This window comes from Aeromonas sp. Y318-3, assembly GCF_027706185.1.
In the GTDB taxonomy this organism is placed as follows: domain Bacteria; phylum Pseudomonadota; class Gammaproteobacteria; order Enterobacterales; family Aeromonadaceae; genus Aeromonas; species Aeromonas veronii.
This window is the reverse complement of sequence record NZ_JAPDCN010000006.1, coordinates 153,264-178,811: the sequence shown is the minus strand read 5'-3', so window position 1 is coordinate 178,811 and position 25,548 is coordinate 153,264. Positions and strand designations below refer to the sequence as shown.

Genomic DNA, 25,548 nt, shown 5'->3' with positions numbered 1-25,548 from the left:
ACATTATACCCGCGCGAGTGAAAAATACCCAGCCTGACAAGAGAGGATAATTTGGCTGCCCAGCAGTTCCACAGGTTCCAACTGAACAGAAAATCAAACGCTCCGAATCGGATGGCAGCATCCGGACCACGTGGATTTGGCCCCCTCCCCATGCCAGCAACAACCACTCTTGATAAATTTTCATACTTGGACTTTCCCTATCCAGCTACAAATATGTAAATCGTATCTACATAATGGAGAGGTCATTACATGAAACATTCCACCCTGCACAATCAACAGATCGTCATTATCGGTGGTACCTCGGGTCTTGGCCTGGCCACCGCCCAGCAAGCGATCGAGCAAGGCGCCAAGGTCATTATCGGCGGTTCCAGCCGTGAGCAGCTTGCCACTGCGCTGGCTGAACTGGGCCCAAATGCCAGTGGCCATCAACTGGATATTCTCGACGTCGACTCCATCAATCACTTTTTCAACCAGCTGGATTCGCTGGATCATCTCGTCATCACCGCCGCCGTCATGCGACCAGGCAGCTTTCTCACCGCTGCCATCGAGGATTTGAAAATCAACATGGACAGCCGCTTCTGGGGAAGTGTTCATGCGATCCGCGCCGCAGCACCCAAACTGTCCGAACGCGGCTCCATCGTGCTCACGTCCGGGATGGTGACGCGCCGCCCACAACTAGGTAAAGCACTCCCTGCCGTTGCAGCTGGCGCGGTTGAAACGCTGGCTCACAGTCTGGTTACCGAGCTGACCCCCCGTCGGATCAACGTCATCAACCCGGGCCCCATGCGCACTCCCATGTTGCTTAAAGCGCTGGGCAATGACCCACAAAAAGTGGCTGCCGTGGCGCAAAGCCTGCCGTTGAAGCGCTTGGGAGAGGGAGAGGATTATGCGCAGGCCGCGCTGTTCCTGATGAGCAATAACAACATGAATGGTGAAGTGCTTCATCTCAATGGTGGCAGCGCCTGGGCATAACGCCCTTCTGACGGTCTTCTGCGCTCGCGCTTGCCAATCTGTCATCGCAGGCAAGAACGAGCGCAGGGGACGAGCATCATCGCCGTATCAGTCTGCTCCCCAATAGCGATGACACCCTGGTGAGTGACAATACCCAGCCCGTCACTCGTCTGTCTCCACCCGGTTGCGCCCCGCCTCTTTCGCACGATACAGCGCATTGTCGGCACGCTGGATCAAGGCCGCCAGATCCTGATCATCGTCTCGCAGAGAGGCACACCCGATACTGATGGTTACCGGGTACGACATGCCGGGCAGCGCCCGGTTGGCGACCGATTGACGGATCCGCTCAGCCACCCGGCACGCCTCTTCAAGGCTGGTATCCGGCAGCAGGATCAAGAACTCTTCTCCGCCGGTACGCCCCAACTGCTCCTGGTGCCGCAGCTGACGATCTGCCGCCCGAGAGACCCATTGCAGCACCCTGTCTCCTTGATGATGTCCCAGGGTATCGTTGATCCGCTTGAAGTGATCGATATCGAACACCAGCAGACAAAATGGCGTGCCCTGCCTGCGAGCCTGCGCCAACATATCACTGCCCTGCCGCAGCACCCGACGGCGGTTGTTGATGCCGGTCAGCTCATCGGTAAAGGCCAGACGACGCATCCGACGGTTGCGATCAAGCAGCCACCCCATCGTCAGCAGCGCCAGTACCCCGCAGAGCACCATCACCACCAGCAGCCAGAAACGACGCTCCTTGACCTGCTCCAGCTCCTGCTGCTGCAACTGTTGCTCGACTCGCAGTCGCTCGTTCTCCCCCTCCTGACGGGCCAGCTCGAACTCGCCGCGAACCCAGGCCGTGCTCTGTTCCCGTAACAGCTGATCGAGCCGCTGCTCCTGCACCAGATGCTCCCGCAATGCAGCCAGCGCCGCCGGATAGTCGCCTTGCAACTCAAGCGCCCGACTGCGTACCCAGTAGAGCTCGAGCAAAAAGCGTACGTGCCCTTCCACCTTCAAGATCGGCTCAATCTTCTCAAGCGCACGCAAGGCTGGCACAGGTTCCTGCTCTTCGACTCTCAACCTCGCCCGCACCAGCTCGAGATGCGCATGGAGGATGGGGTCAACATCGGGAGAGAGCACCTTCGCCGCTTGTGCCAGCAAGCGTCCGGCATCAGCGGGGCGATCCAGCCCGAGCAGAGCCTCGGCCTGCATCACCATGCGTTCGGCATGCTCAATCAGATATTGAGGCTGATTATAAAAGGCCGCACTGCGTTCAAGCTCGCCCAGCGCATCCTGATAACGCCCGGTCTGCAGATAAACCATCGCCAGTTGATCACTTAGCCTTGCCGAGCCAAACCCGTCGTGACTTCTGGCAAAATGCTCGCTCAACCGGTTGAGGGTGGCGAGCGCTTCGGCGTAGAGGCCCATACGACGAAATGTGGCTGCAATCTCGAGCTGCGCCTGGTGATACCAGGTGGGCAACCCCAACTGCTCATAGATATTGTGCGCCTTGGTGAGATCCATCAGCCCCTGGCCTGAGACCCCCTGAAAAGACAGCATGGCCCCTCGGCGGGCCAGCGCCAGCGCCTCCAGCTTTGGCAAGGCGGCCTCTCTTGCCAGCCGCAGCCCCTCATCGTAATCATGACGAGCCTTCGCTACCTCGCCGAGCAGCTGATTGAACCAGCCGCGGCAAATCGTCAGCTCCGCCACGGCGGCGTCATCACCCTGCTCGCGCGCAATGGCCAGCATCCGCTCCGCATTGGCGATGGCGGTACGGGACTCCTGCATGTCATCGGCCGATTGAGCCCAGCAAGCCAGACGACTGATCCGCATCTGCTGCGACGGCGGATAAGCGTTGCCGTCCCGCTGCAAACGGGCAAGGCGCTCCCGCAGCAACTCGATCGGCTGATAGACCCGCTCCATCCCTCCCAGTTCATTTTCCAACTGCTCGGGGGACAAGGGTTTGGCTGCCAGCCCGAACACCGCCAGCAACAGCAGCAAGGCAAGTCGGCTCATACACACTCCGGATCAATGGGAAAGATCATCGGGCAAGCCGATACCGGAAAATCATCATCTTTTCCCCTGTAACAATGGTTGTAAAGGCTATCACCCGGACAGAGAGCCCGAATGGCAGGCTAGTCACATTTTACTGCGATATCATCGCGTTGGAATGAAAGCGGGGACGCACAGCGAAAAAGAGGGGGCGGGATAACAACCCAAGAGGGGTTGCCCCCTCCCGGTCACTAGTGATGCTGCCAGCGCCGCAGCAGCCGACCGCGCAGGCCGCAATCGAGCAGCCAGCTATTGTCAAAGACCCGTAACAGCGCCTGCTTGGCGTGGCGGGACATGGCGACGGCGTGAAAACGGGTCTGGCGCTGGCGATAGCGGTTCATCTGATCGAGCAGGGGATGAGGCAGGCTCTGGGCGATAAAGTCGGAGATGACCAGCACATCCGCCTTGGCAAAGGCGGGATCATCGAGCTTGGCCAGCGCCTTCTCCAGACAAGGCACCAGATCGGTACCGCCGTGAAAACTCATGGAGAGAAAGCGCTCCGCCTTGTCCAGACCGGTATCCGCGGTGATCTCGAGGGTCGCCACCTCGGTGGAGAAGAGCATCAGGTAGCAGCCGCGCTTCTCATCCATCGCCACCTTGAGCAGCGCCAGAAACAGCGCCTTGGCACACTCCTCGGGATATCCCCCCATAGAGCCGGAGGTATCGACGCAGACGATAAAGGGGCCCCGTTGCTGCAACTGCTGCCCACCCTGCTCCGGGGTGCGCAGCATGATGCGCTGACGCGGCAAGGTGCCACGTGACTGGTAGCTGAGCAGACGCCGCTCCAGATAGCGGCGATAGAACTCCAGCTCCAGCTCCGGCAGCCCCAGCATCACAGCTTCACTTGGCAGTAACCTCATCAGATCGTTCGCCTGATGGATGCCCACCAAATCGTCCGGCACATCGTCGCTGGGGGCTGGCTCCAGCTCCAGCACCTGAACCGGCGGCACAGGTTGCTCCTGCGCCCGCCGATCCCGCTCGCTGCGCCCGAGCAGGCCGGCAATCTCCGCCAGCAAGGGCTCGCGCTGCAACATGCGGGCATACTGCTTGACCAGCACCAGACTGCGCTTGTGCCAGTGCCCCTGCGCCAGATCCCAAAGGCCGCCCGCGGAGATCTGGTTGGGATCGAGGGCATCGGCCAAGGTGCGGCTCGCCAGCAGCTGATCTTCAATCTCCTGACGCTGCTTCTCCCGCTCCGCTTCGGCGATCTGCTGCTGCAGTTGCAGCAGGCTCCCCACCAGACTGGCGCGCCACTTGTCGATAAATAGCTGACGTAGCCCCTCGGTGGGGTGGGCCGTCAGCTGACGCACCAAGGATCTGGCCTCACCGGCGAAGGGGCTGTACTGCTCCAGCGACTCCAGTAGGCCGGGCAGGCGACCAATCAGCTCGGTCATCGGCAGTTGCCGGTGTGCCTGATAGAGCAGGTACTCCTGCTCCAGCGCCACCGGCACCGGCTTGTGACGGATCTCCTCGCCAAGCTGCTCGCCCCAGCTCTGCAGGCGCTTTTTCAGCAGCTTGCCCTGTAGCGGGGAGCGTTTGATAAATTCGGAAATCTTGGGTGAGGCTGCCAGCAGGAGCGCCACCTCACCCGCAAGCTCCCCTTCGCCAATCAGGAGCCCCAGATCAAGCATGCCGATCTCAAGCATGGGTGCTCCTTACTCATCCAGCCTTGGCAACCGCTCGCGCCACTGGGTCAGCTCGCTGCGCAGCAGTTCGAGATCCCGGTTCAGCACGAAGAAGCTGTCTTCCACCTGCTGCAACCAGCGTGAGTCGATAAAGAGGTGTTGCTGGTGACGCTCGAACAGGCTGCGCTGCTGCTTGAGCATCTGCATCACCTTGCCGACCTGAACCAGCTGCTCGTCGAGCGACTGCAACCAGGGCGCCAGCACCACCTCGGGGATGGCGTTGCGCTCCATCAGCACCAACGGGATCTGCTGGCGCTGGATATCGAGCACTTGCAGCCGCAGCTCATCGTCCAGCACCAGCTCGTAATGCCCCTCTTTCGGGTTGCCGAACTCATAACCCACCAGCGCCTCACCGGTGGGATGCCAATGGGAGAGCAGGGTGCGATCGAACACCAGGGTGCGGGTGAGGCGCTCGGGATCGCTGCCATCCAGCGGCGCCGGGGTGAGCAGATGGAAGTGCACCTGCTTGCCAAAGGGTCTGGCATTGGCAAGCGGGATCTCGATACCACGGGCCCGCCGGCCAAACCACTGCTTGCGCTGGCGGGCCTTTGTGCAAAGGCGCTGAGCCACGCTCTGTTTGAGCTGTTTGAACTGATCCCGCAACGCCAGCAGCTGACGGGTCAGCGCCAGTTGCTGATAGCCGTAAAGGCGGGAAAACTCGGTCATCATCTCCAGCAGGGCGGTGCGGGACTCCTCGTCATGCCAGAGACAATCCTTGAACAGCAGCAGATCTACCGGTGCGACCTCATCGCGGCCATTGAAGAAAGCGCTCGCCTTGATGAGCCGTACCGCCTTCTTCCAGCGGCGATCCGACACATAGCAGCGATGGGCCAGCTGGCTGTCGAGCTGCTGGCGCAGCTGATAGATGAGCTCGAAACAGGCATCCGGCAGGCGCACCTGTTCAATCTGGCTCTGCCACTGCTCGTACTCATCCCCCCGGATCTGCAGGGATTCCGGCAGGTTTTGGTGGGCGTGGCCATCGCTGGCCAGCATGGATTGAAAGTTGGCTTTCTCCTGCACCCGGTCCATCCAGATCCGCACCAGCATCCGGTCGTAGAGCGCTTCCAGCCCGCTGTCCTGCGCCGGCAGCTCGTTGGAGGCAGTCACCAGCAAGCGCATCGGGATGGGGTGCTGGCTGTCACCGTTGCGAAACTGCCGCTCGTTGATGGCGGTGAGCAGGGTGTTGAGGATGGCGGGGCCTGCCTTCCAGATCTCGTCGAGGAACACCACTTCGGCCTCCGGCAGATAACCTGTGGTGAGACGCAGATATTTGCCATCCTCTTTCAGCGCCTGAATGGAGAGGGGGCCAAACACCTCCTCCGGCGTACTGAAACGGGTCATCAGGTATTCAAAGTGGCGGGCGTCGTGAAAGGCCAGCTTGAGACGGCGGGCGATCAGGCTCTTGGCGATACCGGGTGGCCCCAGCAAGAAAACACTCTCACCGCTGAGGGCCGCCAGCAGACCGAGGCGCAGGGCATCCTGCCGTTCGTAGAGCCCCTCACCGAGGGCGGCCAGCAGCCGGGGCAAGCGCTCCTGGATGGGAATAAGACGCGCAGGGTTCTGGGCTTGAGCTAAAGACGACATAGAGAGTGTTCCGAAGCTGGGATGATGTTAGCCCCAAGGCGCGATATCCATTTGCTCGACCTTGGGTTTTGTCTTGTTATGATGTTTATTCTGGTATCTCTTGCCGCACAATACCCGCCTCTGGCAGGAAAAAACGCAAAGGCAGTGCGATACCATATCGGCAGCGTGCTGCGCCCATGCATAGCCAGTGTCGTGATGGCACCATGCCCGCATGCGCCAGATGATGCGTTGCAAAGGGTGCAGCAAAAGCGGTTCGAGTGTACCCTGCGCAACACAATTTTCCCCAATGCAGATCAAGAGTGAGTCGCCCCAGATGCAAGATCCCGTTCGTCAGAGCATGTTGGCCCGCATGGGCATTCAAAGCTGGCAACTGCGTCGTCCGGCATTGCTGGGTGCAGATCTCGCGCCCGAGCTTGCGCAAGATGCCGTGCAGCCCGACCAGACAGCACCGGCCACCCGCGCTCCGCTGCCCAGCGGCAAACTCTGGTTGCTGGCGCCTCAGCTGCCTGCCACCACGCTGCTGGCGGATATCTGCCAGTTGCTCGGCATGACCCCCGATGAGGTCTCACTGCTCAGCGAGCTGCCGCCTGCCGATCTGCAAACGGCGGGCGCCTCTCCTCTGCTCTGGCTGACGGAAGCCAACCCCGCACGGCCTGATGCGCTGATCTGCCCGCTCGCCCCCAGCGCCGCGCAAAAGCGCACCCTGTGGCAACAGCTGCGCCAACACCTTGCGGCCAACGCAGCGTGATCCTGCATCATGCCGCCAAGTCCCACTGTGATGCTGCTCTTTTTACCTGATTTTACAAATGCCGCCTCTGCAACCTCTGCTAACCACAGTGCCCAACATCTTGCCATCCGGAGCCCCCATGCCTGAGTTTCGTCCCCTTCTCGAGAGCGATTTCGACCTTGTCTACCCCATCGAACAAGCCGCTCACAAGGAGCCCTGGAGCCAGGCCAACCTGCTCTCCTGCTTCGGTCCTCGCTATCTCAACGGTTTGATGCTGGTCGATGGCCGCCCGGCGGGCTTCTATATCTCGGATCTGGTGGCCGGTGACAGCTCGCTGATGAACATCTGCGTGCATCCGGCGTGTCAGGGCAAGGGGTTGGGACGGGCGCTGTTGCAGGCCTATCTGGCGCGCAGCAAGCAAGCCGGGGCAGAGGCCTGGTTTCTCGAGGTGCGGGCCGGTAACCAGACCGCCATCAACCTCTACGAGAGCGCCGGTTTTGCCGAGTATTGCCGCCGCGCCGACTACTACGGCACCGGCAACGACAGGGAAGATGCGGTGTTGATGTCGCGACTGTTCGATTTCGGCTGATCCAGCCTGTTCGTCGTGCCCAAGCCTTTTGTCCCCCTCAATCGAGGGGGGCGTTGTCCAGCGCGGGATCCTGCAAGGCCAGGGTGGTATGCACTACCGCCTCGAATCCGGCACCGGAGAGCGGCATATAGAAGCCCCGCTGCCAGGTTTTTCCAGGCATCCAGATCTGATCGATATCCACCACTATCTTGATGGGTCTGAGGGGCTGGCCCGGCTGCTGGATATAGATGCCGGGCGGCGTGGCGACTTTGGGAAAGCGGCGCAGGATCCGCTCGCTGCCATCCCCCTTGCCCGGGTTGAGCCGCACCTTCACCAGCCGGGTAAGCGGGCCAGCCATCTCCTTGCTCTGCCAGAATTTCTTCTCCAGATCGCCGCAGCGGCGGCACTTGGGGGTCTCCAGCACATAGAGCAGCGGATAGCCCAACGCCAGCGCCTGTTGCTGCGCCTGCTGATACCCCTCGGCCCCCTGATACCAGGGATTGGCGGGCCCCTGTGATGACGTTCCGGCAAAGAACCAAAACACAGCGCCCCCCACCACCATCAGCCCGACCGCGGCCAACGCCCCTTTCACCCACAGATTCATATCGTTAACCCTCTCTCTGCCTCCTAGCAGTATCGGCCAGTCTGCGCAAAGGGAGAGCTATTTGCGCTCTTTGTGATCCAAGACAAACGGCGAACACTTGTAAGCTGTAATGTTGGAGTTTAAACTCTAGCCCGATTTTTAGTGCCCTCGCGGGCGTACAACTGTAATTAAAGGATGTTTAACTGATGCCGAAGCTTCATCTGGTTCGACTGATGCGTGAACGTATTGCCCAGCTTGGCAACAAGGCTGCCCTGCGGGTTCAGCAAGATGGCCAGTGGCGCGCCATCGGCTGGCGTACTCTGGGCCAGGCCATGGACTACTGCGCACAGGCGCTGATCCGTGCCGGCCACCAGCCAACCGAAATGGTCGGCATCTATGCCCGCAACATGCCGGAGTGGACCCAGGCCGATCTCGGCATCCTTGCCGCCCGCGGCGTCAGCGTCCCTATCTACCCCACCAGCACGCTCGATCAGCTGCGCTACATCGTCAAAGATGCCGGCATCAAGGTGCTGTTCGTTGGCGAACAACCTCAGTTCGATCAGGCGCTGCAACTGATTGAAAGCGGCGAGATCCGCCAGCTCATCGCCCTCGACGGCAACGTCAATCTGCGCGGCTGCGAGCAGGCGAGCCACTTCCAGACATTTCTGGTCTCCGGCAACCATCAGCCCAGCGAGCAGGAGCTGCGCGAGCGAGAAACCCAGTACCGGATGGATGATCTGCTGACCCTGATCTACACCTCCGGCACCACAGGCGAGCCCAAGGGGGTCATGCTCGACTTCAGCAACATCGCCGCCTGTTTCGAGATGCACAACAGCCGCCTCGACCTCAATCAGCAGGATGTGTCGCTCTGCATGCTGCCGCTCAGCCACGTGTTCGAGCGGGCCTGGAGCTACTACGTGCTCTATTGCGGCGCCGAGAACGTCTATATCCGCGATCCACAGAAGGTGATGGATGTGATTGGCGAGGTGCAGCCGACCGTGATGTGCGCCGTTCCGCGACTCTACGAGAAGGCCTACGCCATGATCCAGGCCAAAGTTGCTCAGGCTCCGGCTCTGCGTCGCGCCCTGTTTGGCTGGGCGACCAAGGTCGGAAAACAGATGGTTGCCACCCGTCAGGCTGGCAAGTCCGCTTCCCCGCTGCTCTACGGCCAGCTCTGGCTCGCCGAGCGACTGGTGTTTCGCAAGCTGCGCGCCCGTTTTGGCGGTCGTACCCGCTTCCTGCCGGTGGTGGGCGCCCGTCTGGCCGACGATGTGAACCTCTTCTTCCAGGCGATGGGGCTCAATCTCAAGTACGGCTACGGCATGACCGAGACCACCGCCACCGTCTGCTGCTATGAAGACAGCCAGTTCAAGTTGGGCTCCATCGGCACGGCACTGAACGGCATCGAGGTGAAGCTGGGTGAGAACAACGAGCTGCTGGTGCGCTCCCCCACAGTAATGCGCGGCTACTACAACAAGCCGGAGGCGACCGCCGAAGTGATGACCGAGGATGGCTTCCTGCGTACCGGCGATGCAGGTGAGCTCGACAGCCAGGGCAATATCTACTTCACCGAGCGCCTCAAGGAGCTGATGAAGACCTCCAACGGCAAGTACGTGGCCCCGCAACTGGTGGAAGGGACCATCGGCAAGGATCGCTTTATCGAGCAGATCGCCATCGTCGCCGATGCCCGTCACTTCGTCTCGGCGCTGATCGTCCCCTGCTTCGAGTCGCTGGAGGAGTACGCCCGCTCCATCAACCTGCAGTACCAGTGCAAGACCGAGCTGCTGCGCCACTCCCGGGTGATGGAGTTCTTCGAAGCCCGCATCGCCGACTTGCAAAAAGAGCTGGCCAAGTTCGAGCAGGTGAAGAAGTTCACCCTGCTGCCGAGCGCCTTCTCCATGGAGCTGGGTGAGTTGACCCCCACCATGAAGCTGCGCCGCAAGATCATCGAGGCAAAATACCAGAGCGAAATCGAGGCCATGTATAACCACGTCTGATATCGCTCAGGCTCAGAGGAATAAAAAAGCCGCTCACTCGAGCGGCTTTTTGCTGTGACTTTATATAAATTTATTCTCATAAATTCCTGCAGAACCATTAGAGATAGACCAAAGTCGCGTTGTTAGTAACATGATGTGAGTTATCATCAACTAAATAGACAGTGCCTTTATATTCAGAACTAGATACCTCAATACCTTTTCCTGAATAAAATATTTTTGCAGCCTCGGCTATACTTTCACAATTATTCTCAAACGTAATTTCAAATATTCTTGATGATGCTTCTTCATCAAAACTCCAAACACCACCATGGAAAACAAATACTGGTGATGTTATGTTTCTCATCTTACTGAACGCATCCAACGCCAAGTCATTAAGTTTTATCTCAAAGCAATCGCCAATGGCTTTTCTTAAGTAGTAATCATCAAGAAAAGCATTATTTGCAATTTTATTCACAGTCCCACGTATTAATTTGTAGTATTCTGTTTCATTAAAACCAAGCTCTTTAAAAAAGAGATAAGACAAAAGAATAAGAATTCTATTTTTTATAGTAAAGTTAACAAAGTGATCTTTTGTATTATTTATTTCACTCACATTAGAGTGCGCAACAGAATCCCTAACTTTTTTAATTTTTAAAAAATTCCGTTCATTCAAACCACACCATTTAATGAAACCATCAGATAGTTCGTCAACCATATTCATATACCTGACTTTAAATGATGGCTGATTCATTACGACTATTATATTGCTTTGTTCCTTATCAAACTCCTCCTGTAGTTCAGATGACAAGAAACTTTTTAAATTTAAAAGCGCAGCATTAAGCTTGCTAATCAACTTGGATTTTTTATTTCTAATCCCATATTTCTCCTCTAAATAAGAGTCTAACAAAGATACGACACCTAAGATGTTATACTCCCAATAACCTTCGTACATCAGCATGCCACGAAATCTTGACCATATAGAATCTTTGAAATTCATTCCAAATAAATTCCTGAAGGCTAGTTCCCATTGCTCATTACTTAAGGCTTTTAAATCTAATAAGCATGACTCATTCTTCAATAATTTATTGTGCACAGAGAAGGGAATGTAAATTTCCGCACAGGATTCTTTACCAACAAAATTTGCCTTTAGCCTACTGATATTTAAAGGATGCATTAGCAATATGGAGAAGAAACCTAGTAACCGCATTAGATAACTCTTGGCATCTTCAATTGATATTGGGGTGTTATTAAAGGATAGCCTTATAAAATGGCTATCAACTGCCAAGTAGGCACGACTAGATTCAGAATCTCTTTTTAAGCTTGAAGCCCAATCATCAGAAACAGTGACCTGTTCTAGTGATACTAAAAAATTTGATCTAGGTCTAGTGATAACAAATTGTTTTTCATCTATTTTATTTTCCCACGACGAATTATCCATAGCGACAGACAAACCATCTATATAGATATCTAGCGCAGATATTCCACTTGATGAAATTATTTCTTGTGTTGATAAAAACTCAGCAAAAACAGAACCAAAACCAACTTCACACTGACATAAGAAAACAGAGTCACCATTAAGTTCACATTCAAGTATATCTATCTTTTCACCTTGCTTTACAAGGTCACGAAAAGCCCACCAACCATCTTGTACATTAAATAAAATTTGTTTCCCACCGCCATAGCTAAGCGTTCCGTGATACTTTTTCTCTTTAATTATTATAACTGCACTAACTGTCACTTCATCTAAACAAGAAATCAACATAGCTAAATATCCAACCCACAAAAAAGGCCGCTTCATGCGGCCTTGGTTTTAATTTAATCTATCATTATTAGAACCAAAATAATCGGCCAGGAAGTCATCGAACGACAGGCTGTCGCTGCGCTCGCGTTCGCGCTGTTTGGCCAGCGAATCCTTCGCCTCACCGGCAAAGTAGGCCTCATCCCAGTACTGCAGCTCCCCTGCCAGCAGCTCCTCGCGATAGCGGGTCGCCAGGTTGTCGCCGTAGCAGCCGTTGTCTTTGCCACTCTCCAGCAGCTCCTTGAGCATGCGGGCGGAATAGGTGAGCTCGGGGTCGAGCAGCTTCTCGCGATGCATCGCCAGCGTCTCGCGATAGCGGTTGCGGCCGCAGCAGCGATCCAGCAGATCGGCCACCTGAGCCAGCTCGTCAAACAGTTTGAGGCCGTACTCTTTGAGGCCAATGGCATTGCCCTGCTCATCTTCAAGCATCAGGCCGGGACGACGCCCTTCCAGCACCACCTTGTTCTGGTTGCGGCGGTTGCGGGCAATCTCTTCGTCACTCAGCACCGGAGAGGGGCGCAGCAGGCACCAGACCAGGAACAGATCGAAGAAGCGGATCTGGTCTGCGTCGATGCCGAGCGGGGTGAAGGGATTGACGTCCACAGTCCGCAGCTCGATGTATTCGATGCCGCGCTGATCCAGCGCATCCGAGGGCTTCTCGCCGCTGCGCGGGGTACGCTTGGGGCGGATTGGGGCGTAGAGCTCATTCTCCAGCTGCAACACGTTGTCGTTGAGCTGACGATACTCCCCATCCACCTTGACCCCAATCTTGGCAAAGTCGGGATTGTGGGTGTTGATGGCACGGCGCAGGCTGCTGACATAGGCCGGCAGATTGTCGTGACTGATCTTGAGCCCAGCCTGTGCGCTGTTGGTATAGCCAAGATCAGAGAGACGCAGCGCGGTGGCGTAAGGTAGATAGAGGGTGCCCTTGCCGGTCTTCTCGAACGGCAGGTTGCTCTTGCGCCCTTTGAGGAAGGATTCGCAGATGGCCGGGGAGGCGCCGAACAGATAGGGTACCAGCCAGCCGAAGCGGTAGACGTTGCGAATAAGCCCCATGTATTTATCGGAGATAAAGCGCTGGCTGCAGCACCCTTCGCACACCAGATCCTGCCACTCGCTCCAGAAGCTGTCTGGCATGGAGAAATTGAAGTGCACTCCGGCGATCACCTGCATCAGGCTGCCGTAGCGGTTCTTCAAGCCCTGACGGTAGAGGGTCTTCATCCTGCCGATGTTGGAGCTGCCGTACTGGGCCAGCCGGATGCTCTCTTCCCCGCCGACGAAGCAGGGCATGGAGAGCGGCCAAATCCGCTCGTCACCCAGATGCTGAATCACATGGTGATGGATGTCGCCGAGCTGCTCCATCAGGCTGTCGATGGAGTCGGTAGCCGGGGTGATGAACTCCAGCAGGCTCTCCGAGTAGTCGGTGGTGATGTTGGGATGGGTCAGGGCCGAGCCCAGCGACCGGGGATGGTCACTCTGGGCGAGTCGGCCATCCGGCGTGATGCGCAGACATTCACGCTCGATCCCGCGCCGGATCCCCTTGAGAGCAGTCAATCGCTCGGGAGATCCCAGCGCAGTCAGCAACTCGGTGAGTGACAAGCTTGTTGTAGTCATATTCACGGCTCATGTGAGGCCGCCCCATCCGGGGCGGCTCTTGATTTTTATAAAGCGTCAGTTACGGCAACTGCAGCGGATAGATGGGAAGATGAAGCTCCTTCAGGGGTTTTTCAAGCTTTTGCTTGTCTCCCACCACCACGATCACCATGTCGGCCGGATTGAGCCAGCGGGCTGCACTCGCCTTGAGCGTCTCGGCCGACACCGTCTTGATCAGGTTGTTCTGGGCCTGCACATAGTCCGGTTTCAGGTCATACATCACCATCTGCAGCAGGAAGCCCGCCTTCTGGCCCAAGGTCTCGTAAGAGAGGGCATCCTGCTGGGAAACCGCGCTGCGCATATAGGCCAGCTCGACCGGCGTCGGGCCGCTCTTGCGGTAGTTGTCCATCTCCTTGAGGAACTGGCGAATGGCATCCACGGTCGCATCGGTACGCACATTGGCGCCGGTGGCAAAGGTACCCACCTCGCGGTTGGCGGAGAAGCCGGAGCTGGCACCGTAGGTGTAGCCCTTGTCTTCGCGCAGGTTGAGGTTGATGCGGCTGTTGAAGTTGCCACCCAGATTGAAGTTCATCAGCCCGGCGGTGAAGTAGTCACCCGTGGTATCGAACGGCATGGCGCGGCGGCCAATGCGGATCACCGACTGGGGCGCCCCCGGTTTGTCCACCAGATAGATGCCCGGCTTGGCCTGCTTGCCCTTGAGTTTGAGATCCCCCAGAGCCGGCGTCGCCCCTTTCCAGTCGCTCAGGAAGCCGAGCTGCTCTTCGATCAGCTTCTGGCTCACATCGCCCGCCACCACAACCTTGCCATTGGAGGGGTTGTAGTAGGCCTGATAGTAGTGCTTCACATCCGCCAGCGTCAGCTTGGCCACATCGGCAGGTACCCCGTCGGAGGGTTGGCCAAGGCGGTTGTTCTTGCCATAGACCAGCTCGCGGAATGCCTGTCCCGCCAGCCATTCAGGCTGCTGCTGGGCCTGCTGCATCCCTTGCAGCATTTGCGCCTTGACCCGCTCGAAGTCCGCCTCCCGCATACCGGGGCGCTCGAACACTTCGCGCACCAGCGCCAGCGTCTGTGGCAACTTGTCGGCCAGCGAGCTGATGGTGATCAGCGTGTTGTACTGGGCACTGGAGACATCGATGGAAGATCCCAGCTTTTGCAGCTCGTCGCTGAGCTGCCCCTCGGTCAGGCGCACCGACCCCTGCCCCATCATGGCGGCGGTCAGATTGGCCAGCCCAAACTGCCCCTTCTCCTCGGCCCGGATACCGCCCGGCAGGGCGATCATGATGGAAACTGCGGGGATCTCGTCACTTCGGGTGCCGATGATCTCGATGTTCTTGTCGAGTTTGCCGTGCCAGATGGCGGGCACCTTGACGCTCACCGCATCGGCCGCTTTGGGCTGTACGCTGCGATCGAAACTGTCTTTTACCGGTCGCTCGGCCAGCGCCTGCTCATGCTTGCTGTAGTCCGGCAGCTCGCGTTTGGCCGGAGTGAAATTCGGGGTGGCGACCTGCCACTCGGCCTTGCCTTTCGGCACCACGCTCAGCACTACCGCCGGCTTGTTGGCAATGAACTGGTCGTAGGCGGTTTTGACCTGCTCCGGCGTCACCTTGCCGATGGCGTCGAGGGTCTTGAAGACGTAGTTGGGATCCTGAGCAAACACCTGACCCATGGCGAGCTGGCTCACCTTGCCGGAGACGCTGTCGAGCCCCCAGATAGCCGAGGCACGATAGCTGTTGATCGCCTTCTCCAGATCCTCCGGCTTGAGGCCGCGCTGGGCGAACTCGCCGATCACCTTGTCCACCTCCGCCTTGAGGGTCTTGAGGCTGCCATCCACCGCCGGGTTGGGGTAGGCGTAGACGGTCAGGGTACAGGCCAGCTCTTCGCAGTAGTGCGAGGCGCCCGCATCGATCGCCTTGCCGGTCTTGACCAGCGACTGGTAGAGCATGGAGCTGGCGCTGCCGCCGAGCACGTCGGCAAACATATCGAGTGCCGGCTCCTGCGGGTCACCAAGGGACACGGTCGGATAGCTGATATAGAGCAGCGGCAGGTGCACCTTGTCCTGCAGCGTCACGTAGCGGGTCTCGGGCAGGGTGACCGGTTTTGGCGTCGGCTCGGCCACGTCCGGGCCGCGCGGGATGGAGCCAAAGTACTTCTCGATCCAGTCGAGGGCCTGCTTGGTATCAAAATCGCCGCCCAGGGTCAGAGTCGCATTGTTGGGGCCATACCAGCGCAGGAAGAACTGCTTGAGGTCGTTGACGTCAACCCGGTCGAGATCCTCCACATAGCCGATGGGCTGCCAGGAGTAGGGGTGAATGCGCGGATAGAGCGCCTCGCCCACCTTCTCGCTCACCAAACCGTAGGGTTGGTTGTCGATGCGCTGGGCCCGCTCGTTCTTGACGGTAGCGCGCTGGATCTCGAACTTTTTCTGGCTCACCGCATCGAGCAGGAAGCCCATCCGGTCGGCCTCCAGCCACAGCACCTTCTCCAGCTGGTTGGCCGGCACGGTTTCGTAGTAGTTGGTGCGGTCCTTGTTGGTGGTGCCGTTCATGTCACCACCGGCTTCGTTGATGATCCGCATATGCTCCTGATCACCGACGTGCTTGGAGCCCTGGAACATCATGTGCTCGAAGAAGTGGGCAAAACCGGACTTGCCGACCGTCTCCCGTGACGACCCGACGTGATAGGTCACGTCGAGATGTACCAGCGGATCGGATTTGTCGGGCGCCAGAATGACGGTCAGGCCGTTGTCCAGCTTGTACATCTGATAAGGGATGGCGAGCTTGCCCTCCTCCTTGACCTGCTCGGAGACCAGAGTCGGAGCCGCCAGCACGGGCAGGGTGAAGCCCAGCAGAATGGTTAAAGGTATGACTTTGTTCACGGTAACCTCGTGAGTGACAAAAAGGGCTAGAAGATCTGACTGGCCAGTAGAAATACCAGAGCGTAACGCAACAATTTGCCGAGCCCTATCAGAACAAGAGAGCGCCAGAAGGAGAGGCGCAGCCAGCCGGCCAGCAGACAGAGTCCATCACCGACCACCGGCGTCCAGGCAAGCAGCAGACACCAGTGGCCATGTTGTTTGAGCCAGCCGAGGGCTTTTTGTTCCCCACGGCCTTGAAAATCTTCCGGTTTTTTCTTGAAGGTGGCGAGCCAGCCGAGCCACCAGGTAGTCATGGAACCGAGGGTATTGCCCAGCGTCGCCCACAGCAGCAGGCTCGCCATGCTCCACTCCCCCTTGGCCGCCATAGCCCCCAGCAGCACTTCCGAGCTGCCGGGCAGCAGGGTGGCGGAGGTAAAGGCGCTTAAAAAGAGCCACCCCAGCCCCATCTCCATCATCTCGCTCATCCGGGATAGTCATCGGCCGCAGGCATCCGCAGCAGCAGCTTGCCACGTACATGGCCCCCTTCGATGCGCTGATGGGCCAGCGCCCCCTCGCTCAGGGCAAATTCACCGGCGATGGCAATCTTTACTTCGCCCTGCCGCAGCAGCATCAACATCTGGCTCAACTGCTTCTGGTCGGGGTGAACCAGCATGCCGACCACCTCGATACCCGCCGCAGCCCCAGCATCCTTGATCTGCTGGGCGGTAATGGTAGGCACAGTCACCAGGCGGCCACCCGGCTTGACGCAGGCGAGCGCCGCCTTGCCGTTCTCGCCGCCTACCAGATCCAGCACCAGATCGACCTGACAGGCCTCTGCCACCACCCGTGCCGGCCAGTTCGCATCATGGTAATCCACCATCCAGCGCGCCCCCAGAGCGTGCAGGAAGCCATGGTTGTCCGGGCTGGCGGTAGCCACCACCTCGGCGCCATAGGCGCTGGCAAACTGCACCGCAAGATGGCCGACACCACCAGCACCGGCGAGGATCAAGACCCGCTGACCGCTCTTGAGGCCGCCGTGCTCAAGCAGCCCCTGCCAGGCGGTGAGACCGGCCAGCGGCAGCGCAGCTCCCTGCTGAAGGCTCACGCCGTCAAGCTTGACCAGCTCGCTCTCACTTGCCACCACAGACTCCCCGTAGCCACCGGCGGTAAGGGGAAACCCAACCATGCCGCACACCAGATCCCCCTCGATCAGCGAGGTCACGCCGGGGCCTACCTTCTCCACCACGCCGGAGATGTCATAACCCGGTGTCCAGGGCAGCTTGTCCTTGTTCTGGGCCGCCGCCCAGCCAAGACCGGCACGGGTTTTGGCATCGATGGGGTTCACCCCCGCAAAGCAGATGCGCACCCGCACTTCGCCATCGGCAGGCACCTTATCGAGGGAAGGGTTGAGCTTGAGTACCGAGGGGTCACCGAATGCGGTAATCTGTAGTTGCGTCATTGCACAATCCATCCTGTTGATTGATCAAGGGTCAACAGAATAACAGCGAGGGCACCATGGCTCGAATGTTTCTTATTCCTCTGTTGCTGGCACTGGGGTGGTGGGCATTTCTGCTCTACTTCCGCATCCCGCTCAAACAGGGGGCCAAGGGGTTTTACTGGATCATCGGCATCGGTGGCGGACTGGCCGCCTTCCTCAGCCTGATGATGGTGCTGACTCACTGAGTGCAACAGCCACTCGATAACGAAAAAGGCCACCGAGTTTCGGTGGCCTTCTCACTATCCGGGTTGCTGCTCCAGCGCCGGATTGAGGTAGTAGTGTCGATTGCTCCCCTGCCCCAGCACCCCTTGCGACAGCAGATGGTGGAACACCCGATCCACCTCCTCCAGCGAGAGTGACAGCGCCTGTGCCACCGAGCGCTTGCTGCACTTTAGCTCACCACTCATCAGCGCACCGCGCACCTGCGCCAGCACTTCGGGGGCTGGCTCTGGGGGCATGATGGGCTCAGGCTGGGCTGCCATCGCCAACGCTGCCTGCGCCTCTCTGCGAGCATGCTCCTGCTGCCAGCGCCACATCCGGCGAAAGCGGTTCTCCTCACCGATCAGGCTGACGAAGAAGGCGCCGAACACGTCGAGCAGCACCGAGAGGAAGCAGACCAGCAGGAACTGCACCTGACTGATGCTCATCCCCACCCCATCCGCCAGGCTGCTCATCAGCCCCAGCATGGAGGATTGTTCGTTGACCGGCTTGGCATCGCGCTGCTGGCGCAGCTCATCCTGCTGCAAGCGCAGCTTGGTGTTGGCGTGCTGCAACGAGGAGACGCCACTGGAAATGCGTTCCAGCTCGATGTATTTGCGGGCCGCCTCCTCGTTGAGCTGGATCTGCCGCTCGATGCTGGCGATCTGCTCGTCGAAACGGGCCAGCTCCCGCTCATGGCGCGCCTGCTGGCTCAGCACCGTGTTGGTGGCGCTGTTGATGCCACCGATACTGCCGCCGATGGAGATGGCCGCCAGCACGCTGTAAAACAGCAGCGACCAGAAAGCGCCACTCAGATCCCGCCGCGCCTTGCGCTCGCCGTACTCGTACCAGACGTAAAACTTGCCCAGCTCGAAGATGATGGCCAAGCCGCCGAACAGCCACTTCATCAGCGGGTTGTCATCGATGGAGAGGAACAGCAGCAGGGAGAAGATAATGGAAGCCAGAATGGCCAACCCGGTGAAACTGTATACCGTCGTCAGAGCAAACAACCCCTTGGGGTAGCGCAATGTGGAGGAGTCCTGTGTGGTCATGATGAAGGGGTGTGCTGTGCAGGAAAAGTTGGCTGCCGATTATAGTCGCCAGACTCGCCCAGAGAAGGGCAAATGACTGAATTCCTTCAGATTGGCAACCAGCTGCCCAGAGTGCGACCAAAACGGACAAATCGGCAGCAGAAAAGCGATACAATCCCTCCCTGACTTGATCATGTAGTGAGATGGGGAACAGTTCCGCCCGGGTTCAGCTCCGGTCTGTACACTCATCCACCGTTGCAATTATCCGAGGCCATCATGAACAGTAAGACCACTTTGCTACTCTCCCTTCTTCTGGTTACCGGCAGCGCCGCAGCGACACAGCAATATCAAGAGAGCAGTGGCTCCGAATTCTCCGTCGATGAGCTTAAATTCAATCTGGACTGGGATGACAAGCAGTTCGGCTGGACCCAGAACGACTGCCTCGACTTGGGGGTCGGCGAAACCGCCCCAGCCGACTGCAGGGCGGTCAAATTCAATCTGGAAGATGAAGAGAACCGCAACCAGCCACCGCAAACCAACCAGATCCCTGCCAACTCGCAGAGTGGCCAATAACAACGGGAGTACCCTTGCGATGACCCAAACCAAACACAACCCCGTTATCCAGCGTGGCGCCCTGCTGCTCTCCCTGCTGATGGCACATGGCATCGCGGTTGCGGCACCGCCAAGCAAAAATAGCGATGCCATCAAGATCTCCGGTGATGACATCAAGATCAATCTCGACTGGGATGACAAAGAGTACGACTGGTGGCAGGACAACTGTCTGGATCTTGGCATTGGCGACAGCCGGATCAAACTCAACTGCGACAAGATGGATGGCAAGTACCGGGATCACTACAACCGCAGCATCCACAGCGGCAATAACCCCGGGCAAGGTCACGACAAACAGAAGGATAAAAACAAGGGTAACGGCAAGAAAAACTGACCGCCCCCTTTCCTTATGCAGCTGGGGCCTGGTGCCCCTGTGCTGATTGTTTTACCAATAATTCTCCGCACTGATATTGCCCGGCGCACGCCGCAGATTCTTGGCCAACCCCAGCGCCAGCAAGGTCTGCTGGGTCTCTTTCACCATCTCCGGATTGCCGCAGATCAGCACCTGACTCAGCTCGGGTGAGAACTCCAATCCCACCCGCTGCTGCAGCTGACCATTGGCAATCGCCGCCGGGATCCGCCCTGCCATTGCATCGGGCCAGGGCTCGCGGCTGACAAAGGGGACATAGCGAAAGCGCTCGCCATATTGCTCGGCAAAGCTGGCGATCAAATCCTGATAGCTCAGCTCTTCGCCTTTACGTACCCCATGCACCAGCACCAGATTCTCGAAACGGTTGAAGGCATCGCCCTCGGCCAGCATGGAGAGGAAGGGGCCGACGGCAGTGCCGGTCGAGAGCAACCAGAGATCACGCCCGGCGGGCACCTCATCCAGCGTCAGAAAGCCGGTGGCCTGGGATTGCACCAGCAGGGTATCGCCTGCTTGCAGCGAGCCGAGGGACGGAGTCAGCTCACCGCTCGGGATCTCGACCAGATAGAACTCGTGGTATGGCGCAGAGGGGGGATTGACGAAGGAGTAGGCGCGCTGAATACGGCGATCGCCCTGCTCGAGGGCCAGCTTGGTGAATTGGCCTGCCTTGTAGGGAGCCAGCTCGGCCGCTACCCGCAGGGAGAAAAGGGTGGGTGTCCATTCGATGCGTTCAATGACGCGACCTTCTACCCAAGCCATAAAGATCTCCTCCAGTGGAACAGACCTTCACTCTACCCCCGGGCCGGAAAATAAAAAACCCGCGCAAAAGCGCGGGTTTTCTCTGCAAAAGCGAATCGCTATTACAGGGCAACAACCTGGATCTGTACGGTTGCTTTAACGTCAGCGTGCAGCTGAACAGCAACTTCGTAGTCACCGGTGTTACGCAGAACGTTGCCCATGCGGACTTCGCTCTTGGCAACGGCTACGCCGGCAGCAGTGATGGCTTCAGCCACGTCACGGGTACCGATGGAACCGAACAGCTTGCCTTCGTCGCCAGACTTGGAAGCGATAACCACGGTAGCCAGTTCGGCCAGCTTGGCAGCACGCTCTTCAGCAGCAGCTTTGTTGGCAGCCAGTTTGGCTTCCAGCTCAGCGCGACGAGCACCGAAAGCTTCGATGTTGGCCTTGGTGGCCATAACAGCTTTGCCTTGCGGGATCAGGTAGTTACGGGCATAACCAGATTTCACGGAAACTTGGTCACCCAGACCGCCCAGTTTGGCGATTTTGTCGAGCAGGATAACTTGCATTACCTTTCCTCTATAAATTTCGTTGAGTTAGGCTTAAGTGCCGGGCCGATTCTTACTTGTTGTGCAGATCGGTGTACGGCAGCAGAGCCAGGTAACGAGCACGCTTGATGGCGCGTGCCAGCTGACGCTGATACTTGGCGCGGGTACCGGTGATACGGCTCGGTACGATCTTGCCAGATTCAGTGATGTAGTTTTTCAGAGTAACGATATCTTTGTAGTCGATCTCGGTAACGTTCTCGGCGGTGAAGCGGCAGAACTTACGACGACGGAAATAACGTGCCATGGCCTTTATCCTCTAGTCAGTGATCCAGAATTACTCTTCGGAAGCAGCTTCAGTAGCTTCTTCGCGGCGCTCGTCGTCACGACGGGTGAAGCGCTCTTCTTTGGCCTTGGCCATCGGAGAAACTTCAGTCACGGCGTGCTTGGTGCGCATGATCATGTTGCGGATAACGGCATCGTTGAAGCGGAAGTTGGTTTCCAGCTCATCGATAACGGCTTGCTCTGCTTCTACGTTCATCAGAACGTAGTGGGCTTTGTGCAGTTTGTCGATCGGGTAAGCCAGCTGACGGCGGCCCCAATCTTCCAGGCGATGAATGGTACCACCGGAGGTGGTGATGGCGCCGGTGTAACGCTCGATCATGCCGGGAACTTGCTCGCTCTGGTCCGGATGAACCATGAAGACGATTTCGTAATGACGCATTTTAGCTCCTTACGGATTAATTCAGCCTCCGCCCAGGTGCAGCCAGACCTCGGAGGCAAGGAACATAAAGGTGTTTAGTCGCTGCTTTTCTAGGGCGGCGTATTGTACGAAATCACATCCCTCACTGCAACTGACCGCCTTAAATGTTTTTCCCGATGGAAATCATCAGAAACAACAATTGATAATGATTATCACTTAGATCTATTCTCTCTCCATATCCTTATGGAGGGTGATGCCATGCAACCCGCACTGACGACTACGATTCCAGCCCGCAAATTCAAACTGACCCTGCTCGGGCCTGCCTTTATCGCCGCCATCGGCTATATCGACCCGGGCAACTTCGCCACCAATATTCAGGCGGGCTCTACCTTTGGCTACCAACTGCTCTGGGTGGTGGTATGGGCCAACCTGATGGCCATGCTGGTGCAGACCCTCTCGGCCAAACTTGGCATCGTCACCGGCAAGAATCTGGCGGAGCACATCCGCGACCGACTGCCAAAACCGGCGGTCTGGGCCTACTGGGTGCAGGCAGAGATCATCGCCATGGCCACCGATCTCGCCGAATTTATCGGCGCCGCAGTCGGCTTCAAGCTGCTGCTTGGCGTGACCTTGCTTGAAGGAGCCTGTATCACCGCCGTGGTGACCTGGGGGATCCTGATGTTGCAATCCCGTGGTCAGAAACCGCTGGAGTTTGTGGTCGGTGGCCTGCTGCTGTTTGTCGCGGCGGCCTACATCGTCGAACTGATCTTCTCCCGCCCCCATCTACCCAGCCTGCTGGAAGGGGCCCTCTTCCCCGGTCTGCCCAACAGCGATGCCGTCTATCTGGCCGCCGGTGTGCTCGGTGCTACCGTGATGCCCCACGTTATCTATCTGCACTCGGCACTGACCCAGCACACGCAGGATCAGGGCTCGGTCAGCCAGCGGCTGCACACCACCCGGATCGATGTGGCGATTGCCATGACCATCGCCGGCTTCGTCAATCTGGCGATGATGGCGATGGCGGCCGCTGCGTTCCACAGCTCGGGCCACCAGCAGGTGGCCGAGCTGGAATCCGCCTACCAGACCCTCACTCCACTGCTGGGTCAGGCGGCAGCCACCCTGTTTGGCCTCTCGCTGGTCGCCTCCGGTATAAGCTCCACCGTGGTGGGCACCCTGGCCGGGCAAGTGGTAATGCAGGGTTTTGTCCGCTTTACCATCCCGCTCTGGCTGCGTCGCGCCATCACCATGGCTCCCGCCTTCGTGGTGATCGCCATGGGGCTCAACACCACCGAAATTCTGGTGTTGAGTCAGGTGATCCTGAGCTTTGGCATAGCGCTGGCCCTGATCCCGCTGTTGATGCTGACCGGCGATCGGGCACTGATGGGGCAACATCGCAACCATCCGGTCACACAAGCCATCGGCCGCCTTATCGTTGCGCTGGTGATCGGGCTCAACGCCTATCTGCTGGTCGCCATGATCTAGCGAACCGTAAAACCGAGAAGAGGGGCTGATTAACACTGGTTAATGAGCCCTTTCGCACTTTGGCGTATGCTGCCGCTTTCTCTTCTCATTTATCGTTGCGGGAGCCTTGCCATGGAACATACCCGAGCCAGCTTCGTACTGGGCCATCATCAGGAGCAGGCCAGCGTGGTCTGCTGCCAGCGCGGTGACACCACGCTGCTGGTCACCGACCTCACCCCCTTTCATCCCCAGAGCCACCTCTGGCCCGATCAGCCGGGGGACGTGGGCCATGCTCGCTGGGAAGGGGGCGAAGCCGCCATTGGCCCTTGCCGGATGGGGGCTATCAGCCCGGATGGCGAGCTGTTTGTCGATACTGCGATTCCGGTAAAACGGGGAGCTGAAGGGTGGCGTTTCGTGGTGGTCCACCCGCTGACCGGTGACCATGAGCTGGCCGTTGGCAGCCAGGTCGAATTGCAAGTAGATAGCGCTGCCCGCCACGCCCTGAGTCTGGGCCATAGCGGCTGCCATCTGGCCGCGCTGGCGCTCAATCGAGTACTGATTCCCTACTGGCGCAAGGAGGTAAGCGAGCGCGATGCACTGGGCCAGCCCGGCTTCGATCGTCTTGCTATTCAAAGCTCGCGGGTCGAGCCTTGCGGTTCGCGGGAGCAGTACCGAATCGGCAAGAGCCTGCGCAAGAAAGGGGTCAACAGCGAGGCGCTACTGGCAGATCTGGCGCTGATTGAAGAGAAGGTTAACCAGCAGCTAGCCGACTGGATTGCAGCCGGAGGCGAGATCCGCCGCAGCCGCGCTGGCGAGGCGATCATCGATTCCCGTTACTGGCACTGCATGCTGGAAGGCCAGGAGGTGACCATTCCCTGTGGTGGCACCCATGTTGCCTCGCTCGCCGAGTTGGGAGAGGTCAAGGTAAAGCTCACTCAAGTGGAAGAGGGCTTTGCCATGCTGACCCGGGTCACGCCAACCGACGCCTGAGTCGCAGACTTGACCACTCAGGACTAACGCCCAAGTTGGCAATAGAGAAGTATCGCAAAGAGGGCGCATCATCATGCCCCTCAACGCCCGTCATGACGGGCCGATGCTTCTCTTTTAACCACTCCCTGATTAGAATGCGCCTCCCACAGGAGGCACATCACCCATGAGTAGTACCCAACTACGCACCACCCCGGATCGACTTCGTTATCTGGTTCTCTACGAAGGCATCGGGCTGGCACTGGTCGCACCGCTGATCAGCCAGCTGTTCGGTCAGGGCGTGGCAGAGGTCGGTTCGCTGGCCATCTTCTTCTCCATCGTCGCCACCGCCTGGACCTATGGCTGGAACCTGTTGTTCGACAAGGGGTTACTCAAACTGTGCGGGCGCACCAACAAGCGACCACTGGACCGCTTCCTGCACGCATTTGGCTATGAGGCGAGCTTCATGATGCTCTCCCTCCCCTGCGTCATGTTCTGGCTCGATCTGGGAGTGTGGGACGCCCTGATGCTGGATCTCGGTTTCGTCGCCTTCTACCTCGTCTACATCATGGTCTTTACCTGGGCCTATGAGCGGATCTGGCCGCTGCCATCCAACCCGCAGACGGCATAAGGCCTCAGCCACAACGAGGCCGACAGAAGGAAAAGTCAGGAAGGACTAACTAGGAAGGATGGGAGAATCCCATAAAAACAATGCCAGTCAGCGAGCTGACTGGCATTGGACAAAACAGACTTTCGGACTTACTTGACGGCGTCTTTCAGAGCCTTGCCAGCCACGAATGAAGGCACGTTGGCAGCAGCAATCTGGATCTCTTTACCAGTTTGCGGGTTACGACCGGTGCGGCCTGCGCGGTGGGTGACCTTGAAGGTGCCAAAACCGACCAGTTGCACAGCATCGCCTTCTTTCAAGCTCTGGGTAATACCATTGATGATCTCTTCCAGAGCCACTTTGGCCTGAGCTTTGCTCAGATCTGCTTTGGCGGCAATCGCATCGACAAGTTGAGCTTTGTTCATAACATTTCCTTTAT

At 58.2% G+C, this 25,548-nt stretch carries 25 protein-coding genes; 10 read left to right on the top strand and 15 right to left on the bottom strand.

Features of this window, described 5'->3' with window-relative positions:
* The first annotated feature begins 249 nt into the window (after positions 1-249).
* Positions 250-972, top strand: coding sequence for an SDR family oxidoreductase (locus OKB77_RS10500; protein ID WP_270817574.1), 723 nt, complete (start codon positions 250-252; stop codon positions 970-972).
* Between the two features lie 141 nt (positions 973-1,113).
* Here OKB77_RS10500 and OKB77_RS10495 read toward each other — a convergent pair whose 3' ends face one another.
* The 3 genes from OKB77_RS10495 to OKB77_RS10485 form a co-directional block, all read right to left on the bottom strand.
* A complete protein-coding gene (locus OKB77_RS10495; protein ID WP_270817573.1) occupies positions 1,114-2,961 on the bottom strand; it encodes a tetratricopeptide repeat-containing diguanylate cyclase in 1,848 nt (615 codons plus the stop codon).
* A 227-nt stretch (positions 2,962-3,188) separates the two neighbouring features.
* Positions 3,189-4,643: an ATPase RavA stimulator ViaA gene (gene viaA / locus OKB77_RS10490; protein ID WP_100646767.1), complete on the bottom strand. Its 1,455-nt coding sequence runs from the start codon at positions 4,641-4,643 to the stop codon at positions 3,189-3,191.
* Between the two features lie 9 nt (positions 4,644-4,652).
* Complete coding sequence (locus OKB77_RS10485) at positions 4,653-6,266, bottom strand: ATPase RavA domain-containing protein (protein WP_270817572.1); 1,614 nt, start codon at positions 6,264-6,266, stop codon at positions 4,653-4,655.
* Positions 6,267-6,579: 313 nt separating this feature from the next.
* Between OKB77_RS10485 and OKB77_RS10480 the strand changes: the two genes are divergently transcribed.
* Positions 6,580-7,014 carry a DNA polymerase III subunit psi gene (locus tag OKB77_RS10480; protein WP_139473180.1) on the top strand — a complete coding sequence of 145 codons (435 nt, stop codon included), beginning with the start codon at positions 6,580-6,582 and terminating at the stop codon, positions 7,012-7,014.
* 118 nt (positions 7,015-7,132) lie between these two features.
* Positions 7,133-7,582 (top strand): ribosomal protein S18-alanine N-acetyltransferase, encoded by a 450-nt coding sequence (gene rimI / locus OKB77_RS10475; protein ID WP_270817571.1) that lies wholly within the window; start codon positions 7,133-7,135, stop codon positions 7,580-7,582.
* 37 nt (positions 7,583-7,619) lie between these two features.
* Here rimI and OKB77_RS10470 read toward each other — a convergent pair whose 3' ends face one another.
* Positions 7,620-8,123: a hypothetical protein gene (locus tag OKB77_RS10470; RefSeq protein ID WP_443111795.1), complete on the bottom strand. Its 504-nt coding sequence runs from the start codon at positions 8,121-8,123 to the stop codon at positions 7,620-7,622.
* A 227-nt stretch (positions 8,124-8,350) separates the two neighbouring features.
* Here OKB77_RS10470 and OKB77_RS10465 point away from each other — a divergent pair, with 227 nt between their 5' ends.
* Complete coding sequence (locus OKB77_RS10465; protein WP_270817569.1) at positions 8,351-10,141, top strand: AMP-dependent synthetase/ligase; 1,791 nt, start codon at positions 8,351-8,353, stop codon at positions 10,139-10,141.
* 97 nt (positions 10,142-10,238) lie between these two features.
* Here the strand turns inward: OKB77_RS10465 and OKB77_RS10460 are convergent, their stop codons facing one another.
* The 5 genes from OKB77_RS10460 to OKB77_RS10440 all read right to left on the bottom strand — a co-directional run bounded on the left by OKB77_RS10460 (position 10,239) and on the right by OKB77_RS10440 (position 17,845).
* On the bottom strand, positions 10,239-11,882 hold the full coding sequence (locus tag OKB77_RS10460) for a HEPN domain-containing protein (protein ID WP_270817568.1): 1,644 nt from the start codon (positions 11,880-11,882) through the stop codon (positions 10,239-10,241).
* A 48-nt stretch (positions 11,883-11,930) separates the two neighbouring features.
* Positions 11,931-13,532: a glutamate--cysteine ligase gene (gene gshA, locus OKB77_RS10455; RefSeq protein ID WP_270817567.1), complete on the bottom strand. Its 1,602-nt coding sequence runs from the start codon at positions 13,530-13,532 to the stop codon at positions 11,931-11,933.
* A gap of 61 nt (positions 13,533-13,593) precedes the next feature.
* Entirely contained in the window at positions 13,594-16,407 is a 2,814-nt protein-coding gene (locus tag OKB77_RS10450; RefSeq protein WP_270817566.1) for a M16 family metallopeptidase, read from the bottom strand.
* Between the two features lie 26 nt (positions 16,408-16,433).
* Positions 16,434-16,871 (bottom strand): YqaA family protein, encoded by a 438-nt coding sequence (locus tag OKB77_RS10445; RefSeq protein ID WP_270817565.1) that lies wholly within the window; start codon positions 16,869-16,871, stop codon positions 16,434-16,436.
* Positions 16,868-17,845 carry an NADP-dependent oxidoreductase gene (locus OKB77_RS10440; protein WP_270817564.1) on the bottom strand — a complete coding sequence of 326 codons (978 nt, stop codon included), beginning with the start codon at positions 17,843-17,845 and terminating at the stop codon, positions 16,868-16,870. The genes OKB77_RS10445 and OKB77_RS10440 overlap by 4 nt, the downstream gene beginning before the upstream one ends.
* Before the next feature lie 56 nt (positions 17,846-17,901).
* Between OKB77_RS10440 and OKB77_RS10435 the strand changes: the two genes are divergently transcribed.
* Positions 17,902-18,069: a hypothetical protein gene (locus tag OKB77_RS10435; RefSeq protein WP_005308905.1), complete on the top strand. Its 168-nt coding sequence runs from the start codon at positions 17,902-17,904 to the stop codon at positions 18,067-18,069.
* 54 nt (positions 18,070-18,123) lie between these two features.
* Here OKB77_RS10435 and OKB77_RS10430 read toward each other — a convergent pair whose 3' ends face one another.
* Positions 18,124-19,134: a Preprotein translocase subunit SecY gene (locus tag OKB77_RS10430; protein ID WP_270817563.1), complete on the bottom strand. Its 1,011-nt coding sequence runs from the start codon at positions 19,132-19,134 to the stop codon at positions 18,124-18,126.
* 255 nt (positions 19,135-19,389) lie between these two features.
* Here OKB77_RS10430 and OKB77_RS10425 point away from each other — a divergent pair, with 255 nt between their 5' ends.
* On the top strand, positions 19,390-19,686 hold the full coding sequence (locus tag OKB77_RS10425; protein ID WP_021229026.1) for a hypothetical protein: 297 nt from the start codon (positions 19,390-19,392) through the stop codon (positions 19,684-19,686).
* Between the two features lie 19 nt (positions 19,687-19,705).
* Positions 19,706-20,056, top strand: coding sequence for a hypothetical protein (locus tag OKB77_RS10420; protein WP_270817562.1), 351 nt, complete (start codon positions 19,706-19,708; stop codon positions 20,054-20,056).
* A gap of 51 nt (positions 20,057-20,107) precedes the next feature.
* On the opposite strand, the gene OKB77_RS10415 is transcribed toward OKB77_RS10420, so the two are convergent.
* The 4 genes from OKB77_RS10415 to rpsF form a co-directional block, all read right to left on the bottom strand.
* Positions 20,108-20,848 carry a ferredoxin--NADP reductase gene (locus tag OKB77_RS10415; RefSeq protein ID WP_270817560.1) on the bottom strand — a complete coding sequence of 247 codons (741 nt, stop codon included), beginning with the start codon at positions 20,846-20,848 and terminating at the stop codon, positions 20,108-20,110.
* 101 nt (positions 20,849-20,949) lie between these two features.
* The gene (gene rplI, locus OKB77_RS10410) at positions 20,950-21,396 is read right to left on the bottom strand and encodes a 50S ribosomal protein L9 (protein ID WP_005340490.1); all 447 of its coding nucleotides are present in this window, start codon (positions 21,394-21,396) and stop codon (positions 20,950-20,952) included.
* Between the two features lie 52 nt (positions 21,397-21,448).
* A complete protein-coding gene (gene rpsR / locus OKB77_RS10405) occupies positions 21,449-21,679 on the bottom strand; it encodes a 30S ribosomal protein S18 (RefSeq protein ID WP_005308890.1) in 231 nt (76 codons plus the stop codon).
* Between the two features lie 30 nt (positions 21,680-21,709).
* Positions 21,710-22,096 carry a 30S ribosomal protein S6 gene (gene rpsF, locus OKB77_RS10400; protein ID WP_005308887.1) on the bottom strand — a complete coding sequence of 129 codons (387 nt, stop codon included), beginning with the start codon at positions 22,094-22,096 and terminating at the stop codon, positions 21,710-21,712.
* Between the two features lie 237 nt (positions 22,097-22,333).
* Between rpsF and OKB77_RS10395 the strand changes: the two genes are divergently transcribed.
* From OKB77_RS10395 to OKB77_RS10385, 3 genes are all read left to right on the top strand, one after another.
* On the top strand, positions 22,334-23,557 hold the full coding sequence (locus OKB77_RS10395; protein ID WP_005348978.1) for an Nramp family divalent metal transporter: 1,224 nt from the start codon (positions 22,334-22,336) through the stop codon (positions 23,555-23,557).
* Between the two features lie 111 nt (positions 23,558-23,668).
* The gene (locus OKB77_RS10390) at positions 23,669-24,526 is read left to right on the top strand and encodes a hypothetical protein (protein WP_270817559.1); all 858 of its coding nucleotides are present in this window, start codon (positions 23,669-23,671) and stop codon (positions 24,524-24,526) included.
* 163 nt (positions 24,527-24,689) lie between these two features.
* Positions 24,690-25,133, top strand: a complete 444-nt coding sequence (locus tag OKB77_RS10385; RefSeq protein WP_005358045.1) for a PACE efflux transporter — start codon at positions 24,690-24,692, stop codon at positions 25,131-25,133.
* Positions 25,134-25,261: 128 nt separating this feature from the next.
* On the opposite strand, the gene hupA is transcribed toward OKB77_RS10385, so the two are convergent.
* Entirely contained in the window at positions 25,262-25,534 is a 273-nt protein-coding gene (gene hupA, locus OKB77_RS10380; RefSeq protein WP_005340484.1) for a nucleoid-associated protein HU-alpha, read from the bottom strand.
* Positions 25,535-25,548 lie beyond the last annotated feature (14 nt).

Excerpts from the sequence above, each read along its gene's own strand:
- OKB77_RS10500 (WP_270817574.1), top strand. The coding sequence starts at position 250 with ATGAAACATTCCACCCTGCACAATCAACAGATCGTCATTATCGGTGGT.
- OKB77_RS10495 (WP_270817573.1), bottom strand. The coding sequence starts at position 2,961 with ATGAGCCGACTTGCCTTGCTGCTGTTGCTGGCGGTGTTCGGGCTGGCA.
- viaA (WP_100646767.1), bottom strand. The coding sequence starts at position 4,643 with ATGCTTGAGATCGGCATGCTTGATCTGGGGCTCCTGATTGGCGAAGGG.
- OKB77_RS10485 (WP_270817572.1), bottom strand. The coding sequence starts at position 6,266 with ATGTCGTCTTTAGCTCAAGCCCAGAACCCTGCGCGTCTTATTCCCATC.
- OKB77_RS10480 (WP_139473180.1), top strand. The coding sequence starts at position 6,580 with ATGCAAGATCCCGTTCGTCAGAGCATGTTGGCCCGCATGGGCATTCAA.
- rimI (WP_270817571.1), top strand. The coding sequence starts at position 7,133 with ATGCCTGAGTTTCGTCCCCTTCTCGAGAGCGATTTCGACCTTGTCTAC.
- OKB77_RS10470 (WP_443111795.1), bottom strand. The coding sequence starts at position 8,123 with ATGGTGGTGGGGGGCGCTGTGTTTTGGTTCTTTGCCGGAACGTCATCA.
- OKB77_RS10465 (WP_270817569.1), top strand. The coding sequence starts at position 8,351 with ATGCCGAAGCTTCATCTGGTTCGACTGATGCGTGAACGTATTGCCCAG.
- OKB77_RS10460 (WP_270817568.1), bottom strand. The coding sequence starts at position 11,882 with ATGTTGATTTCTTGTTTAGATGAAGTGACAGTTAGTGCAGTTATAATA.
- gshA (WP_270817567.1), bottom strand. The coding sequence starts at position 13,532 with ATGACTACAACAAGCTTGTCACTCACCGAGTTGCTGACTGCGCTGGGA.
- OKB77_RS10445 (WP_270817565.1), bottom strand. The coding sequence starts at position 16,871 with ATGAGCGAGATGATGGAGATGGGGCTGGGGTGGCTCTTTTTAAGCGCC.
- OKB77_RS10440 (WP_270817564.1), bottom strand. The coding sequence starts at position 17,845 with ATGACGCAACTACAGATTACCGCATTCGGTGACCCCTCGGTACTCAAG.
- OKB77_RS10435 (WP_005308905.1), top strand. The coding sequence starts at position 17,902 with ATGGCTCGAATGTTTCTTATTCCTCTGTTGCTGGCACTGGGGTGGTGG.
- OKB77_RS10430 (WP_270817563.1), bottom strand. The coding sequence starts at position 19,134 with ATGACCACACAGGACTCCTCCACATTGCGCTACCCCAAGGGGTTGTTT.
- OKB77_RS10425 (WP_021229026.1), top strand. The coding sequence starts at position 19,390 with ATGAACAGTAAGACCACTTTGCTACTCTCCCTTCTTCTGGTTACCGGC.
- OKB77_RS10420 (WP_270817562.1), top strand. The coding sequence starts at position 19,706 with ATGACCCAAACCAAACACAACCCCGTTATCCAGCGTGGCGCCCTGCTG.
- OKB77_RS10415 (WP_270817560.1), bottom strand. The coding sequence starts at position 20,848 with ATGGCTTGGGTAGAAGGTCGCGTCATTGAACGCATCGAATGGACACCC.
- rplI (WP_005340490.1), bottom strand. The coding sequence starts at position 21,396 with ATGCAAGTTATCCTGCTCGACAAAATCGCCAAACTGGGCGGTCTGGGT.
- rpsR (WP_005308890.1), bottom strand. The coding sequence starts at position 21,679 with ATGGCACGTTATTTCCGTCGTCGTAAGTTCTGCCGCTTCACCGCCGAG.
- rpsF (WP_005308887.1), bottom strand. The coding sequence starts at position 22,096 with ATGCGTCATTACGAAATCGTCTTCATGGTTCATCCGGACCAGAGCGAG.
- OKB77_RS10395 (WP_005348978.1), top strand. The coding sequence starts at position 22,334 with ATGCAACCCGCACTGACGACTACGATTCCAGCCCGCAAATTCAAACTG.
- OKB77_RS10390 (WP_270817559.1), top strand. The coding sequence starts at position 23,669 with ATGGAACATACCCGAGCCAGCTTCGTACTGGGCCATCATCAGGAGCAG.
- OKB77_RS10385 (WP_005358045.1), top strand. The coding sequence starts at position 24,690 with ATGAGTAGTACCCAACTACGCACCACCCCGGATCGACTTCGTTATCTG.
- hupA (WP_005340484.1), bottom strand. The coding sequence starts at position 25,534 with ATGAACAAAGCTCAACTTGTCGATGCGATTGCCGCCAAAGCAGATCTG.